The sequence below is a fragment of the Sphingomonas aestuarii genome, assembly GCF_054457155.1.
In genome coordinates, this window is record NZ_JBTKVV010000003.1 from 85,848 (window position 1) to 101,484 (window position 15,637).

Sequence of the window (15,637 nt, forward strand, 5' to 3'; positions counted from 1 at the left end):
TCCGTCATTGCGAGCGAAGCGAAGCAGTCCAGAGCCCTGTGCGGAAGGGTGGATTGCCGCGCCTCGCTCGCAATGACGATTAGGAGCATGGCCGCCCTGCTCGGAGTGCTGCCCCTCGACAAGTGCCTGCCCATCCGCTCTAGCGATGGGCGATGCTCGATGCCGCCGCTTTCACGCTTGCTCTGGTCGCAGGGATCGCCGGGGGCGTGATGAATGCGCTGGCGGGTGGGGGCACGTTCGCGACGTTGCCTGCGCTGTTGGCAATCGGGCTGCCCGCCAACATCGCCAATGCGACCTCCAATGTTGCGCTGTTGCCGGGCGCGGCGGCAAGCGCGTGGACGTTTCGCGACGAGTTGCGCCCGATTGCGCGGGTGGCGATCCCGGTGCTGGCGGCGATCACCTTTGCGGGCGGGTTGCTGGGAAGCTGGCTGCTAGTGGTGACCCCCAGCGACACGTTCGACGTCATCATCCCGTGGCTGGTGCTCTATGCCTTCGTCGTCCTGCTGATCGGCAAGCGCGGGGCGGCGTGGCTGGCGGAGCGGGTGACGATCGGGCGGCGGGCGTTGATGGCGGTCCAGTCGCTGCTGGGCATCTATGGCGGCTATTTCGGCGGCGGGGTGGGGTTGATGACGACGGCCACCTACGGCCTGCTTGCCGGGATCGGCCCGCGCGAGATGTTCGCTGCGCGCACGCTGATGCTGGCGGTCGCCAATCTGGCGGCGGCGATCGTGTTCATCGGTTTCGCGATGGTCGACTGGCGGTCCTGCGTGCCGATGCTGATCGGCGCGATCCTGGGCGGATGGGGTGGCGCGCATCTGGGCAAGCGTCTGGCGCCGGGTCCGGTGCGTATCTGGACGTTGCTCGTCACCGGCGTCACCACGATCGTGTTTTTCGTTCGTGCTTATGGTTGAGCGGGATTAGGATCGAGCGGGGAGGAGGCGTGGATGGGCGATGCGACGCAAGACGGGACGGAGCGCCCGATGATCTATCGCCACCGGCTGGCGACTCGGCTCTGGCACTGGATCAACGCCGTCACGGTGATCGTGTTGCTGGGCAGCGGGCTGATGATCCTGAACGCGCACCCGCACCTCTATTGGGGCCAGTTCGGCGCCAATTTCGACGAACCCTGGTTCAGCGTGTCGATGGTATTTGCCGACGGACGCGTGCCCGGATGGCTGACCATCCCCAGCAATTACAGCCTGTCCGCCGCGCGGCGCTGGCATCTGTTCTTCGCGCTGATACTGGGGTTCGCGCTGCTCGTCTTCATGATCGCCAGCCTCGTCAACCGTCATTTCAGACGCGACCTGACCGTGGCGCGCGAGGACGTGTCGCCCAAGCACCTCGCCCACGACGTGCGCGAGCATCTGGCGCTGCGCTTCCATGATCCCGCAAAACCGGCGCGCTACAACAGCTTGCAGAAATGGAGCTACATCCTCGTCATCTTCGTGATGCTGCCGCTGGTGATCCTGACCGGGCTGACCATGTCGCCGGGAATGAACGCGGCGTGGCCGTGGCTGCTCGACCTGTTCGGCGGGCGGCAATCGGCGCGCTCCATCCATTTCATCGTCGCGATGCTGCTCGCCGGATTCATTGTCGTGCATCTGGCGCTCGTCATCCTGGCGGGGGTGTGGAACGAGCTGCGCTCGATGATTACCGGCTGGTGGAGTGTGCCCGGCCATCACCGACAAGAGGACAAGCCATGATCCATCGTCGCACGGTAATCGCCGGACTGGCGGTGGGCGCGGGCGGGCTGCTCACGGGCTGCGACCGGCTGAACGACAGCGAAGGGTTTCGCGGATTGCTCCGCCGTGGTGAGGACGCCAACCTTGCGCTCCAGCGACTGTTGGTGAACCGCAACGCACTGGCGCGCGAATATCGCCCCGACCAGATGTCGCCGATCTTTCGCGCCAACGGCACCAGGCGACCCGAAGGCGATGCCTATGCCGCGCAGGCCGCCGCGAATTTCGCCAATTGGCGCATTACCGTCGACGGCTTGGTCGCCAATCCGCTGTCGCTGTCGATGGACCAGATCCGCGCCATGCCCGCCCGGTCGCAGATCACCCGCCACGATTGCGTCGAGGGGTGGAGCGCAATCGGTAAATGGACGGGGCCGCGGCTTTCGCTGATCCTCGACACCGCACGCTTGCAGCCAGCGGCCAAGTATCTGGTGTTCCACTGCGCCGATACGCTGGGCGGTCGGCCCTATTATGAATCGATCGACCTGGTGGACGCGTTTCACCCCCAGACGATCATGGCCTGGGCGATGAACGACCGGGTGCTGGGCGTGCCTTACGGCGCGCCGGTGCGCCTTCGGGTGGAACGCCAGCTTGGCTACAAGCACGCCAAATTTGTCGAGCGGATCGAGGCGGTGGCGTCGCTCGACGGCCTGTATGGCGGCAAGGGCGGCTATTGGGAGGATGTCGCCGATTATGAATGGTATGCGGGGATCTAACGCGGATAGCGGCGGTCCATGTCCGCGAGCGAGGCGGCGATCAGTTGTTCCAGCACGCCCATGTCGATGTCCGACAGGCGTTTGACGTAGAGGCAAGACTTGCCGGTGCGGTGCTTGCCGAGCCGCGCCATGAGGTCGGCATGTTCGGGAAATTCGTCCGACAGGTAAAATACCAGTTCGGCCTTGCGTGGCGAAAAGCCGATGCGTGGCATGTCGCCCTCGCGCCCGCTTTCATATTTATAGTGGCACGATCCGAAGCCGATGATCGACGGCCCCCACATCGCGGCGGGTTCGCCGGACAGGCGCTCCATCGTCGCACGGACGAGTTTGGCATCCTCACTGCGCTGTGGCGGCTCTGCGGCGGCGATGAAGGCATCGACCGAAGCGGTGGTGGGCTGGGTCTTGTTTTCGGACATCGGCGGCTCTCCCGCCATCGAGCATATCGCAAATGCGGCTCTCGGAACACGTTTCTCGACCTCAAGCTTTCAGAGCTTGAGGTCGAGAAGCGCTGCCGCGCCATTGCGCCAGCCGCTGCACACGCATAGAGCGCGCCCCAAATCCCTGCCACCCGGAGACCCCGCCATGACCGATCCGATCAACAAGGTCGTCCTCGCCTATTCGGGCGGGCTCGACACCAGCGTCATCCTGAAATGGCTCCAGCAGCATTATAACTGCGAGGTCATCACCTTCACCGCCGATCTGGGCCAGGGCGAGGAACTGGAGCCCGCGCGCGCCAAGGCCGAGTTGATGGGCGTGAAGCCCGAACACATCTATATCGACGATCTGCGCGAGGAATTCGTGCGCGATTTCGTGTTCCCGATGATGCGCGCCAATGCGCTGTACGAAGGGCTCTACCTGCTCGGCACGTCGATCGCGCGGCCGCTCATTTCCAAGCGCCTGATCGAGATCGCGCGCGAAGTCGGTGCGGACGCGATTTCGCACGGCGCGACCGGCAAGGGCAACGACCAGGTGCGCTTCGAGCTGTCCGCCTATGCGCTGGCACCCGACATCAAGGTGATCGCCCCGTGGCGCGAATGGGATCTTACCAGCCGCACCGCGCTGATCGACTTTGCCGAGAAAAACCAGATTCCGGTGCCCAAGGACAAGCGCGGCGAATCGCCCTTTTCGACCGACGCGAACCTGCTTCACACCTCGTCGGAAGGTAAGGTGCTCGAAGATCCCTGGGATGAAGTTCCCGATTACGTCTATTCGCGGACCGTGAACCCCGAGGACGCGCCCGACACGCCAGAATTCATCACCATCGATTTCGAAAAGGGCGACGGCATCGCGCTGAACGGCGAGGCGATGAGCCCGGCGACGTTGCTGGCGGCACTCAACGAACTCGGCCGCAAGCATGGCATCGGTCGCCTCGATCTGGTCGAGAACCGCTTCGTCGGGATGAAGTCGCGCGGGATGTACGAAACGCCGGGCGGGACGATTTACGCGCTCGCGCATCGCGGCATCGAACAGATTACGCTCGATCGCGGCGCGGCGCATCTGAAGGACGAGCTGGCGCCGCGTTATGCCGAGCTGATCTATAACGGCTTCTGGTTCGCGCCCGAACGCGAAATGCTCCAGGCGGCGATCGACCACAGCCAGGAAAAGGTCGCAGGAACCGTCCGGCTGAAGCTCTACAAGGGCGGTGTCTATGTCGTCGGGCGCAAGTCGCCCCACACGCTCTATTCGGAAAAGGTCGTGACCTTCGAGGACGATCAGGGCGCCTATGACCAGCGCGACGCGGCAGGGTTCATCAAGCTCAACGCGCTGCGGCTGCGGCTGCTGGGACGCCGCGATCAAGCGTGACGCGGTTCGCGCCGGAGAGGGTTGGTTAACCATCTTCGCCTAAGCCGGTGCGATGCCGCCCATCGCCCGGCCCGCCCCGACGTTTTCCGCGCCGACCCTGTGGCTGGCGGTGGGACTGTGCGCGGTGCTGGCGGCAGGGCGCAGCCTGTCCGGCTGGGCGGCGCTCTCGTCATACAATCTGCCCGATACCGACGATGTCATGCGGCTGGTCCAGATTCGCGACTGGCTGGGCGGGCAGGGGTTTTTCGACCTGACCCAGTATCGGTTGGGCGGCGCCGACGGCACGCCCATGCACTGGTCGCGGCTGGGCGACCTTGGCCCTGCGGCGATCATGCTGGCGGCGCGGCCGATCCTGGGCGTGAGCGGTGCAGAGCTTGCCGCGCTGATCCTGTGGCCGAGCCTGTTGTTCCTGGCCTTCATGCTGCTGAGCGGATCGATCGCGCGCGTGCTCGGCGGCGATCGGGCAACCGGGGTTGCGATCGTGCTGGCCGCGCTCGCCTTTCCGGCGGCGGCGATGTTCGTGCCGGGTCGGATCGACCATCATGGGCTGCAACTGGTGCTGCTGCTGGTCGCCGTTCGCCACATGGTCGGCACGGCGACGCGCTCTGCGGGCGTGACGGTGGGTGTCGCGATCGCGGCGAGCCTGGCGATCGGGGTGGAACTGGTCGCGTCGCTGGCGACCCTGTGCGGCTATGCGTGTGCGCGGTGGATCGACGATGGCGCGCGCGAGCGATTGTCGGGGCTGGCGATCGGGCTGTTTGCCGGATTGGCGGTCATGGCGATCCTGGCCCCGACCAACTGGATTTACCCGGCTTGCGATGCCTTTACGCGCCAGGCGGCGATTGCCGCGATGTGCGGCGCGGCGGCGATGGCGGTGCTGGCGCACCTCCCGCTTGGGCTTGAGCGGCGAGGACGCGCCGTTGCGGCCTGCTTGACGGGCATGGTGACGCTGGGCGCGATCGCGCTGCTCGCACCCGCATGTGTTGCGGATCCCTATGCGGCGGTCGATCCGTTGGTCCGGTCGGGCTGGATGGCGCATGTGCAGGAAGCGCGCGGGCTGATGGCGCTGACGCCGGGCGAATGGATCGGCATGGCCGGGCTTTCGTTGGTCGCGCTGGTCGCTGCGATCGCACGAACGGCGCAGCGGCGCGATGGCGATTGGGGTTTGGTGATGGCGATCATCTTCGGATCGGTTGCGCTGGCCATGCTTCAGGCGCGCGCGATCCATGTCGCGGCAGCCCTTGCCCCGGCAGTGCTGGCGCCGCTGGTGGCCGAGATTCGCGCCGGACGACAGGGCTGGGCGCCGCTTGCCTGGCTGGTTTCGATCGGCATCAGCTATCCTTTGGCGGGTAAGGCGATTGCCACCACCGAAGCGCCCGTAGCGCAGCGGTGCAATTCGCAACCGGCGATCACCGCGCTGCGCGTACTTCCGCCCGCAACCGTGCTGGCACCGATCGATCTCGGACCCCAATTGCTGCTACAGACAGACCATCATGTGCTGGCCGCGCCCTATCACCGCAATGGCGAAGGCATCCGCGCATGGCTGAACCCTCAGGGGCCGAACGGAGAAACCATCGATTATTTCATGTCGTGTGCGTCGCCGCCGGACCGCGGAGCCGAATAACCAGCAACGCGACCAGTCCACCGGCCACCACATCGACAAAATAATGCGCACCATGCGTGATTGCCGACGCAAACATCGCCACGTTCAACACCAGAAACGGGATACGAAGCACGCGCGCCGACCAGACCGCGTAACTGCATAATACGGCCGTTGCAGCGTGGATCGAAGGGAAGGTGACAATGCCCGACGCCGCGCCGAGTGACAGAACGAAATCCGGATCGGTTCGCACCGAGTCAAAACTGGAAAGGAAGTGATAGCCGAAAAAAGGATTTATGGCGCCGGTCGTTTCGGCGGTGAGCGCGAAGTGGACATAACTTCCCAACGCCGGGAAAAAGGCTGATATTCCGATCGAGACGAGGCATCCGATCACAAACGCCTCGACAAACCAGTAACCGCGCGCAGTTTGTCCAGCGAGCATCAGGAGCGGCGGGATCGCCAGCAATTGCAGGCTGAAGCTGGAATAGCTCAGGCCGAGCAGTGTCGCGAGCCATTCCGAACGGCCCGCGATTCTCACAGCCGTCATGGCGCTCAAACCAAACTCGCGGTCCCACCCCGCTAGCAGCGCGTCCGCGAGTGGCAGGTTGAGGCGCATCGCGGCGTAGGAGAGAATAAGGATGGGCACGGCAAGCACGATGATCAGCGCCAGCCCCTCGACAGCGCCTAGCAGGTCGGACAAGCCCCGGCGGTACAGGTAGACGCCGACAGGCAGAAGGGCGAAGGGTACCACCAGAAGAGGCAGAAAGCTCGGATAATCGACATGAAAACCGGTCAAGAGCGGAGCTACGATAGCCATGCCAAGAGAAACGAATGACGCAATCCACGCGCGGGTGCGCTGAAGTTTCAATCGCGAAAACTCCCGCGCAGGCACAGCGTCATCAAGGGTTACCCCACCCCCCAACCGACACACTATCCGTCTGTTCATGCTCGCCATGTCCGCCTCTCGCGATGGGGAGCAGATTAGTCCTTGCCGCCTAAGTTCGGGTTAAACGCAGGCCGCTGTTGGATTTGTGCTCGGGAATCGTCGCAGGTCTGCTCTTGCGCGATGTGCGCATCGACCTCTATCGCATCACGCCTCGGCGAGTGGATAGGGGCGACCGTTGGACGGCGAAGGGCTTAGACCGCTTCACTGGTGGGAGACACGCTGGTTCGTGGCGGCGATGGCGTTCGTCGCGGCGGTGCCGCTGATCTGGCCCCAGATCGCGCCGCTGGTCGATCTGCCCGGTCACATGGGTCGGTTCCGGGTTCAGCAGTCGCTGGACGATGTGCCGTGGCTGGGTGACTGGTTCACCTTCGAATGGCAGTTGATCGGCAATCTGGGCGTCGATCTGCTGATCGTCGCGCTGGAGCCACTGTTCGGCGTCGAACTGGCGACCAAGCTGATCGTGCTCGCCATCCCGCCGCTGACCGCGATCGGGCTGCTCTGGATCGCGCGCGAAGTGCATGGGCGGATTCCGCCGACGGCGCTGTTCGCGCTGCCGCTCGTCTATGCCTATCCCTTCCACTTCGGCTTCGTGAATTTCGCGCTGTCGATGGCGCTGGCGCTCAATGCCTTCGCGCTGTGGCTGTGGCTGGCTCGGCTGGGGCGGATCAGGCTCCGCGCCATCGTCATGGTGCCGATCGCGTTCGTGATCTGGATCACGCATACGTTCGGCTGGGGGACGCTGGGCGTGCTCGCCTTTTCGGCCGAACTGATCCGCCAGCACGATCGCGGCGAAAACTGGATCATGGCGTGGATACGCGCGGGCGTGCATTGCCTGGTGCTCGCCCCGCCCGCGCTGCTGATGGTCCTGTGGCGCACCGGCCATTCGTCGGGCCAGACCGCCGACTGGTTCAACCTGCGCGCCAAGGTGATGTGGCTGCTGATGGTGCTGCGCGACCGGTGGGAGCTGTTCGACCTCGCCTCGGTCGCCGTCCTCTGGCTGGTGCTGATGAAGGGGGTGCGCGATCCGGCAATCGAATATTCGCGCAATCTGGCGATCTCCACGCTGTTCCTGATCGCGGTCTATATCCTGCTGCCGCGCATCGTGTTCGGATCGGCCTATGCCGATATGCGGCTTGCGCCCTATCTGTTCGCGTTCGCGCTGCTTTCGCTACGCCCCAAGGCAGGGCTGTCGATGCGCCATGCGGGGATGATCGCTCTCGCCGGGCTCTCTTTCTTCTTGCTTCGGACGGGCGCGACGACCTGGAGCTTCCTGCTCTACGACCGGTCCTACGAGAAGGAGCTGAAGGCGCTCGAGGTGCTGCCGGTCGGCGCGCGGGTCGTCAGTTTCGTCGGCATGCCCTGCCGTAACCAATGGTATACCAGCCGACTGCATCATATTCCGGGGATCGGGCTGGTTCGCAACTATGCCTATAGCAACGACCAGTGGTCGATGCTGGGCGGCCAGCTGCTGACCACCCGCTATGCCATTGCCAAGGGGTTCAGCCACGACCCGTCGCAGATCGTGACGCAGGACAAGTGCCGCGGCGAATATTGGCGACCGATCAATCGGGCGCTCGAACTGACCCCGCGCCATGCGTTCGATTATGTCTGGCTGATCGATCCGCCGCGTTACGACCCGGCGTTGACGCGCGGTATGACCGCGGTGTGGCAGGGCGGGACGAGCGTGCTCTACCGGATCGACGATCGCACGCCGATCAGCGTTTCAGAAACCCCATCAGCTGATCGACCATGATCGCCGCCTGACCGGGCAGCGCGTCGATGCATGCCGCATCGGCGCTGTTGACCGCGATGCCGAGCGGTGTCGGCCAGCCGCGCAGCGCGTGGGTGACGGTGCGCAGCGTGCCGAGCGTCGACATCGCCGCCTGCCACCCGCCCGCGACCGCGACCAGCCCGACCGGCATCCCGTCGAAATAGGTGCGCGCATCGCCGCGCGTCAGCTCGACATGATCGAGCATCGTCTTGACCATGCCCGACAGCGTCCCGTGATAGCCGGGCGACCCGATCACCAGCGCGTCGGCGGACCGCAGCGTGTCGAGGAACGCCGCAACCTTGGCATCGGCGCGCGCGATTTCGGGTTCGTAATGGGGGAAGGCGATGGCGTCGCCGGTCAACAGCGTGGTGCGCGCGCCGCGTTCGACCGCCGCATCAAGCACGCTCTGTAACGCGCGGGCGGTCGAGGAAGTCGGGGAAAGCGTGCCGCCGATCGCGACGATGTGGGGCTGGGTCATCGCGCCACGCGCTAGCGCAAAGCGGGCGGAGAGACCAGCGGAGAGGCGGAATGGCTGTAACCGAATGGGGAGGATCGTCTGCTCTAAATCAGGCCAACCCCACCGACGCCCATGCTTCCGCAATTTCGGCGAGCATGTCGGCGCTTTCGCGGAACGGCGCCGGGTCGCGGCCGATCGCCGCATCCACCACCCGCGACCGGACCCCGCGATAGAGCGTCGCCAGCGTGACCGCGACATCGCCCCCCGCGGCGAAGTCCAGCCCCGATTCGAGCGCGAACAGGATCGCCGTCGCCTTCGTCACGCGCTCGCTTTTCAGCGCATGATTGCCCTGTTCGGTGGCGATGGCGGCGGTTCGCAGCGCGCGAATGAGTTCGTCGTAAAGCAGACCGACCAGCTTGTGCGGCTCGGTCGTCGCGGTCTTTCCCGCCAGGTCGATCTGACGATAGGTCTGATAGGGATCGGCGGCGAGCGCCGTGGCGTACCGGCTCACCGCTGCGAATTCCAGACTTCGACCTGCTGTTCGAGGAAGCTCTGCGTCGATTTATACGCCGCGACCTTGGCATCCATGCTGGCGAATTGCTGGGTCATGCGGGCGCGCATCGCTTCGGCCTGTTCCAGCGCCTTCATCTGCTGGTCGGACAGGTCGCGCTTTTGCTTGGTGTAGCGGGTTTCGGACGCGCCGAGGCCGCTCTTCGTATCGACCACAGCGCGCTGGATTTCATTGAGCTTAGCCGGAATCCCGGTCGCGGCGGCGAACAGTTTTTCGACCGCCGCCGGATGTTCGGCCAGAGCCCTGCCGAGCACGGCGGCATCGACGCGCAGCGTTCCGTCGCGATTGGTCGCAACGCCGATCGCCGCCAAGGATGTGGGGGCGCCAGGCGCGCCGCCGGTATCGACCTGAGCCAGGGTAATCCCGGCGAGCGAGCGCTTCATCGCCGCCGCCGCCGGATCGCGCGACAAGGCGCCGGTCAGCGGATCGGTCTGTTCGCGCAGCATCGTCGACAGGTCGTTGAAGGTCGCGACGAAATCCTCGACCACCGTGCGCAGCCCTTCGGTGGGCGGCGTCGCCCCGATGACGACGTTGGTCCCGACCGCAGCGGAGACGAGGTCGAGGCGCAGGCCGGGGATCAGGTTCGAAATCGAATTGGAGGCGCGCTGCACCGGAATGCCGTCGATCGCGACGATCGCGTCGCGCGCCGTCGTGCCGATGGTCGTGCCGGTGGCGCCGCGCCCGACCGCGAGTTGCGACAGGCCGGGAGCCGCGCCATCCTCCGCCACGGTCATCTCGAACGCCAGCGCCTGGCCGGTCGGTCCCTTCAGCACCAGCCGTGCGCCGTTGACGTCGGACAGGATGCTGGCGGTGACGCCGCTCTTTTTGGCGTTGATCGCGGCGGCGATGCCATCGAGGCTGGAATTGCTGGCGTCGATCGTTACGTCGAACGGCGTGCCGCCGCCTGCGGCAAAGCCCGTCATCGCGCCGTTTTCGATCGTTGCGGTGCCAAAGCTGATGGTCAGCGTGCCCTGGCCCACCGGTGCGGTGCGGTCGGCGATCAAGCCGCTGTGCGCAACCTGACCCTGCGCGATCTGGCGCACTTCCAATGAGGTCGCGCTGGTCGGGGCCGTCGCACCGCTGAGCAGCGCCACGCCCAGAATCGACGGGTTGCTGCTGGTCGGCTGGGTCGAAATCTGGCCCGATCGCGCGATCGAGGTCAGCGCGGAGGAGAATCCGGTGATCGCGCTTTTCAGTGTGGCGATCCCCGAAATCTGGGCCGTCAGCGTTTCGGACTTGCGCTCGAACTGCGCGGTCTTGTTGGCGAAGCTCGCATCGACCAGGCTGGTGACCAGTGCGGAAATATCGATGCCGGACCCGGTGCCCAGCGTCTTGGCGATCGACTCGACGGTCATGCGTTACCCCTTTGGTCTGGTAGAACGACCGAAACCGGCAAAACTTTAAGTCCTTCACCTCCGTTTGTTTCGAGCGAAGTCGAGAAACGCTTAGCAAGCGCTCGGTTCACGTTTCTCGACTTCGCTCGAAACAAACGGAATGGGAGGATGTCATTGTGACTATGCCTTTCCAGGCGTGGGAAGGCCGTTTTCGTCGAACCGCGCCCCCTCCGGCACCAGGATGTCGGGCTGGCGACCGCCCGCCGCGACGTTGACCCCGAACACGAAGGCGAGAACGGTCGCGATCGCCATGTAAAGATCGTCGCGGACCTCCTGCCCTTCGCGGCTGGTGTAATAGACGGCGCGGGCAAGCGTCGGATATTCGAGGGTCGGCACCGCCAGTTCGTTCGCCAGTTCGCGGATCGCGAGCGCGATTTCGCCGCGCCCCTTGGCGACCACCACCGGCACCTGATCCCGGCCCTGATCGTATCGGAGCGCCACCGCGAAATGGGTCGGGTTGGTCAGGACGACATGCGCCTCGCCCACTGCGGTACGGAAATTGCGCTTGGCCATCTGATGCTGGCGCTGACGCATCGCGGCCTTGAGTTCGGGCGAGCCCTCGGTCTGCTTGTGCTCGTCCTTCACTTCCTGCTTGGACATGCGCAGTTTCTTGAGCAGCTGAACCAGCTGCACCGGCACGTCGATCAGCGCGATCAGCAACAGGCCGCCCGCCATCGTGAACACCAGGAAATAGAAGGTCTTGCTGAGTTCACCCACCGCGCGACCGATGTCGGAGCGGACCAGGCTGAGCATCTGGGGTGCCGCGTCCCACAAAATCCACGCGCCGATCGCGAGCAGCAGCACCGCCTTGAGCAACGATTTGCCGAGTTCGATCCAGCCATGCGAACCGAACATGCGTTTGAGGCCGGAGCCCGGATTGACGCGCGAGCCCTTGGGTTTCCACAGTTTCGCATTGAATCGCAGCGCGCCCAGACCCGCCTGGCTGATGATCGCACCAACAAAGCTGAGCGCCAGCAGCGCGCCGAGCGACGGCAGCATCCGGGAACCCGCTTCGGCGAGCGGGCGAAACGGCTGGAAATCCTCGACATCGCCGCGCCCGAAAGAGAAGGAGGTGATCATCACTTCCTGGATCGCACCCATCAGCGCCGGCCCCATCATCACCAGCCAGCCACAGCCGATCAGGATGATGAGCGCGGCGGCGAACTCGCGGGATTTGAGGATCTGTCCCTCGTCCCGCGACTTTTCCAGCCGCTTGGGCGTTGGGGCTTCTGTTTTTTCGCCGGGCGTCTCCGACATCAGTCGAGCACCAGAACACGTGTGGCGGTCAGCACTTCATCGATGATGACCAGCATGTAATCGCCCATCGCCGGGAGCGCGATGACGAGCGCGATGACGCCCGCGAGCAGGCTGGCGGGCAGGCCGACCGCGAACAGGTTGAGCGAAGGGGCCGAGCGCGACAACATCCCGACGATGATGTTCAGGCAGAGCAGCATGAACCCCACCGGCAGCGCGAGCAGCAGCCCGGCGAGAAACGCATAGCCGCCGAACAGCGCAATGTTGCGCAGGCGTTCGGGTGCGAGCCAGGCTTCGCCGGGGGGGAGCAGCTCATAGGAGCGCACCACCAGATCGACCAGCACCAGATGTCCGTCGACCGACAGAAACAGAAGCGTCATCAGCACCGACAGGAAATTGCCGAGCGCAGGCGTCTGGCGGCCATTGAGCGGATCGACGGCGGCGGCGAAACCGATGCCCATCGACATGCCGATCGCCTCCGCCGCGATCAGGGGTGCCGCGAACGCAATTTGAAGCACGAAGCCGAGCGCGAGCCCGACCAGCGCTTCGGCAGCGATCGACAGGAAGGTGGTGATCGCAAAGATTTCGGCCGGCGGCGTGATCGGCATGACGTTCATCGCCAGCACGCCGATCGCGCCCGACAGAATGATGCGGACCTGCACCGGCACGCCGACCGCGCCGAAGATCGGCGCGGCGACGAAAGCGGCGCCGACGCGGACCATCGTATAGATCAGCGTCCAGAGCTGAGGCTCGATCGCGAGGCCGAAGCCGAACATGGCCTAGACCATCCCCCGGATCACTAGCGCACCAGATCCGGGATCATGTTGAAGATCTCGATCGTGAAATCGCCGATCAGGCCCAGGATCAGACCGCCGAAGATGACGAGGCTGACGCCGACGATCGCCAGTTTCGGCACGAACGACAGCGTCTGTTCGTTGATCGAAGTCGCCGCTTGCACCATGCCGAGCACAAGGCCCGAGACGAGCGCGGGGATCAGGATCGGTGCCGATGCCAGCGCCAATATCCACAGCGCCTGCCTTGCGACGGTCAGGAAATAATCTGCGTCCATCAATCGTTCCCTAAGTCGCAAAGCTGTTTGCGAGGCTGCCCATCGTCAGCGCCCAGCCGTCCACCAGGACGAACAAGAGCAGCTTGAACGGCAGCGAGATGATCGTCGGCGACAGCATCATCATGCCCAAGGACATGAGGACGGTGGCGACCACCAGATCGATGATGATGAAGGGCAGAAAGATCAGGAAGCCGATCTGGAACGCGGTCTTCAGCTCGCTGGTGATGAAGGCGGGGAGCAGCACCGAATAGGGCACGTCCTGCGGCGTCGCATAGGGACCGGTCCTGGCCAGCCCGGAGAACATCTCGATGTCCTTCTTGCGGGTCTGTTTGAGCATGAAGGCGTGCATCTGTTCGCCGCCGCGCGAGATCATCTCGGTCGCGCCGATCTGGTTTGCGGCATAGGGCTGGATCGCGGTCGTGTTGATCTGATTGATGGTCGGGGCCATGATGAAGAAGCTCAGGAACAGCGACAGGCCGATCAGCACCTGATTGGGCGGGGTCTGTTGCAGGCCCAGCGCCTGGCGCAGGATCGCCAGCACGATGATGATGCGCGTGAAGCTGGTCATCATGAGGAGGATGCTGGGCAGGATCGTCAGCAGGCCCATGATGATGAGCAGCTGGAGCGAGAGGCTCAAAGGCGCTTCGCCGCCGCCCAGATCGCCCAGCGCGCGGTCGATCGCATCGCCGGTGCCGGGTGTGGCCGGTGCCGCGACGGGGGCCGGTGAAGGCGCGGCTTGCGCGAACGCAGGCTCGGCCACCAGCATCAGCCCGATCAGGCCGAGAAGGATCCAGAACAAGCGAGTCATGTTATTCGCTCTTGTCGATCAGGGTGACGCCACCGCGGCCGACCGAGACGAGCAGCTTCTTGCCCTCGAACTCCAGCACCGCCAGGCGGGTGCCGGTCGAGATCATCATCGTCTCGCGCACCTTGAGCATCCGTTCGCCGGTGTTGCCCGGCATCCGCGATTCGAGTTTGCGCCACAGATAGAGGCACCCGATCAGCAGGCCGCAGACGAGCGGCAGCAGCACGACCAGTTTGAGGATGTAGGACCACATCATCGGAATTAACGTCCGATGCGCTTGTCGGGGCTGACCAGTTCGGTCATCCGCACGCCGAAGCGTTCGCCGACGGTGACGACTTCGCCGCGCCCGATCAGCGTGCCGTTGACGAACACGTCGAGCAGTTCGTTGGCGTGGCGATCGAGTTCGATGACGCTCGATTCGCCCAGCGCCAGCAATTCGCGCAGCGTCAATTGCGTCGATCCGATCTCGACCGTCAGCTTGACGTCGACATCCTGGAGCAGCCGGAAATTGGCGGCGACGGCGCCGTCGACCGGGAAGGCGCTGGACATATCGTTCATTGGAAGTCCTCGGGTGAAATCTGTTCGATCGACGATAGGCGGATGGCGGCGCGGCCGTTGGAGGTGCCGACCGTACCCGTCCCCAGACGGTTGGCGGCGACCATCACTTCGACCGATTGGGCGATGGTGATCGGGATCACGTCGCCTTCCTTGAGTTCGAGCAGGCGGCCGAGCGAGATGCGCGGCTCGGCGAGCACCGAACGCACCGGGAAACGCACGCCCATGACCGCACGGGTCAGGCCGGTGTGCCACACGGGATCGCGCTCGGCGGTCTTGCCGTGAACCTTGGCGTTGAGCGAGGGCCCGTGCGGTTTGAGCGCATTGACCGGATAGAGAATATCGACCCAGGCGGGCTGGGCGCTGCCGGTGGCGATGCCGAACCGGGTGACGATCACCGCGTCCTCGCCGTCCATGCCCTGAAGCATGGCCGGGTTGGTCTCGACGGTGGTCGGCTCGAACGCCAGCCGCGCGACCGGTTCCCACGAGGATTTGAGCAGGCCGGCGATCGACGCGGAGATGCGGCGGACGATGGTTTCGGCGGCCGGCGTAAATTCGCCCGGCATCGGCGAGGGCACGTCGCCATTGCCGCCGAAGAACAGGTCGAGCAGCTCGAACACGAAATGCCCGTCGAGAACGATCAGCGCCTGGCCCGAGCCGGGCGACATCTGAAGCGGCGCCCATGCCGACAGGCCGGGGCCGCGTTCGGCGAGATAATCGTTGAAGCGTTGAACCGACAGCGGTTCGGCCCAGCAGCGCCCGGCCTGACGCGCAATCGGTTCGAACCCGCCGCGCAGGTTGCGCGCGAGCCGGGCCGAGAGGTGCTGGAGGGTGTGCAGATCACCGAATGGATTGAGCTTGGCCGAGCCGAGCACTTCGGCGTGCGCGGCTTCGCGACCGCGCGGACGTGCGCGGCGGTCGGTCAGCTCTTCCGTGGTTGATCCGTCGTTAACCATGCGC

General features: G+C 64.9%; 18 protein-coding genes. 6 read left to right on the forward strand and 12 right to left on the reverse strand.

Going from position 1 to position 15,637, the window contains the following annotated elements; all coding sequences use genetic code 11:
• Window positions 1-152: 152 nt before the first annotated feature.
• The 3 genes from ACX0GZ_RS06300 to ACX0GZ_RS06310 all read left to right on the forward strand — a co-directional run bounded on the left by ACX0GZ_RS06300 (window position 153) and on the right by ACX0GZ_RS06310 (window position 2,452).
• Window positions 153-911, forward strand: coding sequence for a sulfite exporter TauE/SafE family protein (locus ACX0GZ_RS06300; protein WP_458814504.1), 759 nt, complete (start codon window positions 153-155; stop codon window positions 909-911).
• Window positions 912-980: 69 nt separating this feature from the next.
• Window positions 981-1,703 (forward strand): cytochrome b/b6 domain-containing protein, encoded by a 723-nt coding sequence (locus ACX0GZ_RS06305; RefSeq protein ID WP_458814506.1) that lies wholly within the window; start codon window positions 981-983, stop codon window positions 1,701-1,703.
• A complete protein-coding gene (locus ACX0GZ_RS06310; protein WP_458814508.1) occupies window positions 1,700-2,452 on the forward strand; it encodes a molybdopterin-dependent oxidoreductase in 753 nt (250 codons plus the stop codon). Before ACX0GZ_RS06305 ends, ACX0GZ_RS06310 begins: the two co-directional genes overlap by 4 nt.
• Here ACX0GZ_RS06310 and ACX0GZ_RS06315 read toward each other — a convergent pair.
• Window positions 2,449-2,868, reverse strand: coding sequence for a DUF1801 domain-containing protein (locus ACX0GZ_RS06315; protein ID WP_458814510.1), 420 nt, complete (start codon window positions 2,866-2,868; stop codon window positions 2,449-2,451). The genes ACX0GZ_RS06310 and ACX0GZ_RS06315 overlap by 4 nt on opposite strands.
• Window positions 2,869-3,034: 166 nt before the next feature.
• Between ACX0GZ_RS06315 and ACX0GZ_RS06320 the strand changes: the two genes are divergently transcribed.
• Window positions 3,035-4,255, forward strand: a complete 1,221-nt coding sequence (locus ACX0GZ_RS06320; protein ID WP_458814512.1) for an argininosuccinate synthase — start codon at window positions 3,035-3,037, stop codon at window positions 4,253-4,255.
• Window positions 4,256-4,307: 52 nt separating this feature from the next.
• Window positions 4,308-5,879 (forward strand): hypothetical protein, encoded by a 1,572-nt coding sequence (locus ACX0GZ_RS06325; protein WP_458814514.1) that lies wholly within the window; start codon window positions 4,308-4,310, stop codon window positions 5,877-5,879.
• Here the strand turns inward: ACX0GZ_RS06325 and ACX0GZ_RS06330 are convergent.
• On the reverse strand, window positions 5,839-6,723 hold the full coding sequence (locus ACX0GZ_RS06330) for a phosphatase PAP2 family protein (RefSeq protein WP_458814516.1): 885 nt from the start codon (window positions 6,721-6,723) through the stop codon (window positions 5,839-5,841). The two genes, ACX0GZ_RS06325 and ACX0GZ_RS06330, sit on opposite strands and share 41 nt — an antisense overlap.
• A 313-nt stretch (window positions 6,724-7,036) precedes the next feature.
• Here ACX0GZ_RS06330 and ACX0GZ_RS06335 point away from each other — a divergent pair, with 313 nt between their 5' ends.
• Entirely contained in the window at window positions 7,037-8,554 is a 1,518-nt protein-coding gene (locus ACX0GZ_RS06335) for a hypothetical protein (RefSeq protein WP_458815243.1), read from the forward strand.
• Here ACX0GZ_RS06335 and ACX0GZ_RS06340 read toward each other — a convergent pair.
• From ACX0GZ_RS06340 to ACX0GZ_RS06385, 10 genes are all read right to left on the reverse strand, one after another.
• Complete coding sequence (locus tag ACX0GZ_RS06340; protein ID WP_458814518.1) at window positions 8,517-9,050, reverse strand: NADPH-dependent FMN reductase; 534 nt, start codon at window positions 9,048-9,050, stop codon at window positions 8,517-8,519. The two genes, ACX0GZ_RS06335 and ACX0GZ_RS06340, sit on opposite strands and share 38 nt — an antisense overlap.
• An 88-nt stretch (window positions 9,051-9,138) precedes the next feature.
• Window positions 9,139-9,540, reverse strand: a complete 402-nt coding sequence (fliS, locus tag ACX0GZ_RS06345) for a flagellar export chaperone FliS (protein WP_458814521.1) — start codon at window positions 9,538-9,540, stop codon at window positions 9,139-9,141.
• Window positions 9,537-10,955 carry a flagellar filament capping protein FliD gene (gene fliD / locus ACX0GZ_RS06350; protein ID WP_458814523.1) on the reverse strand — a complete coding sequence of 473 codons (1,419 nt, stop codon included), beginning with the start codon at window positions 10,953-10,955 and terminating at the stop codon, window positions 9,537-9,539. Before fliD ends, fliS begins: the two co-directional genes overlap by 4 nt.
• A 159-nt stretch (window positions 10,956-11,114) precedes the next feature.
• Window positions 11,115-12,251 carry an EscU/YscU/HrcU family type III secretion system export apparatus switch protein gene (locus ACX0GZ_RS06355; protein WP_458814525.1) on the reverse strand — a complete coding sequence of 379 codons (1,137 nt, stop codon included), beginning with the start codon at window positions 12,249-12,251 and terminating at the stop codon, window positions 11,115-11,117.
• The gene (gene fliR, locus ACX0GZ_RS06360) at window positions 12,251-13,024 is read right to left on the reverse strand and encodes a flagellar biosynthetic protein FliR (protein WP_458814527.1); all 774 of its coding nucleotides are present in this window, start codon (window positions 13,022-13,024) and stop codon (window positions 12,251-12,253) included. Before fliR ends, ACX0GZ_RS06355 begins: the two co-directional genes overlap by 1 nt.
• A gap of 23 nt (window positions 13,025-13,047) precedes the next feature.
• Entirely contained in the window at window positions 13,048-13,317 is a 270-nt protein-coding gene (gene fliQ, locus ACX0GZ_RS06365) for a flagellar biosynthesis protein FliQ (RefSeq protein ID WP_458814529.1), read from the reverse strand.
• Between the two features lie 10 nt (window positions 13,318-13,327).
• The gene (gene fliP, locus ACX0GZ_RS06370) at window positions 13,328-14,125 is read right to left on the reverse strand and encodes a flagellar type III secretion system pore protein FliP (protein ID WP_458814531.1); all 798 of its coding nucleotides are present in this window, start codon (window positions 14,123-14,125) and stop codon (window positions 13,328-13,330) included.
• 1 nt (window position 14,126) lies between these two features.
• Window positions 14,127-14,378 (reverse strand): flagellar biosynthetic protein FliO, encoded by a 252-nt coding sequence (locus ACX0GZ_RS06375; protein ID WP_458814533.1) that lies wholly within the window; start codon window positions 14,376-14,378, stop codon window positions 14,127-14,129.
• A gap of 5 nt (window positions 14,379-14,383) precedes the next feature.
• Window positions 14,384-14,680 carry a flagellar motor switch protein FliN gene (fliN, locus tag ACX0GZ_RS06380; protein WP_159710593.1) on the reverse strand — a complete coding sequence of 99 codons (297 nt, stop codon included), beginning with the start codon at window positions 14,678-14,680 and terminating at the stop codon, window positions 14,384-14,386.
• Window positions 14,677-15,633: a flagellar motor switch protein FliM gene (locus ACX0GZ_RS06385; protein WP_458814536.1), complete on the reverse strand. Its 957-nt coding sequence runs from the start codon at window positions 15,631-15,633 to the stop codon at window positions 14,677-14,679. Before ACX0GZ_RS06385 ends, fliN begins: the two co-directional genes overlap by 4 nt.
• Between the last annotated feature and the right edge of the window lie 4 nt (window positions 15,634-15,637).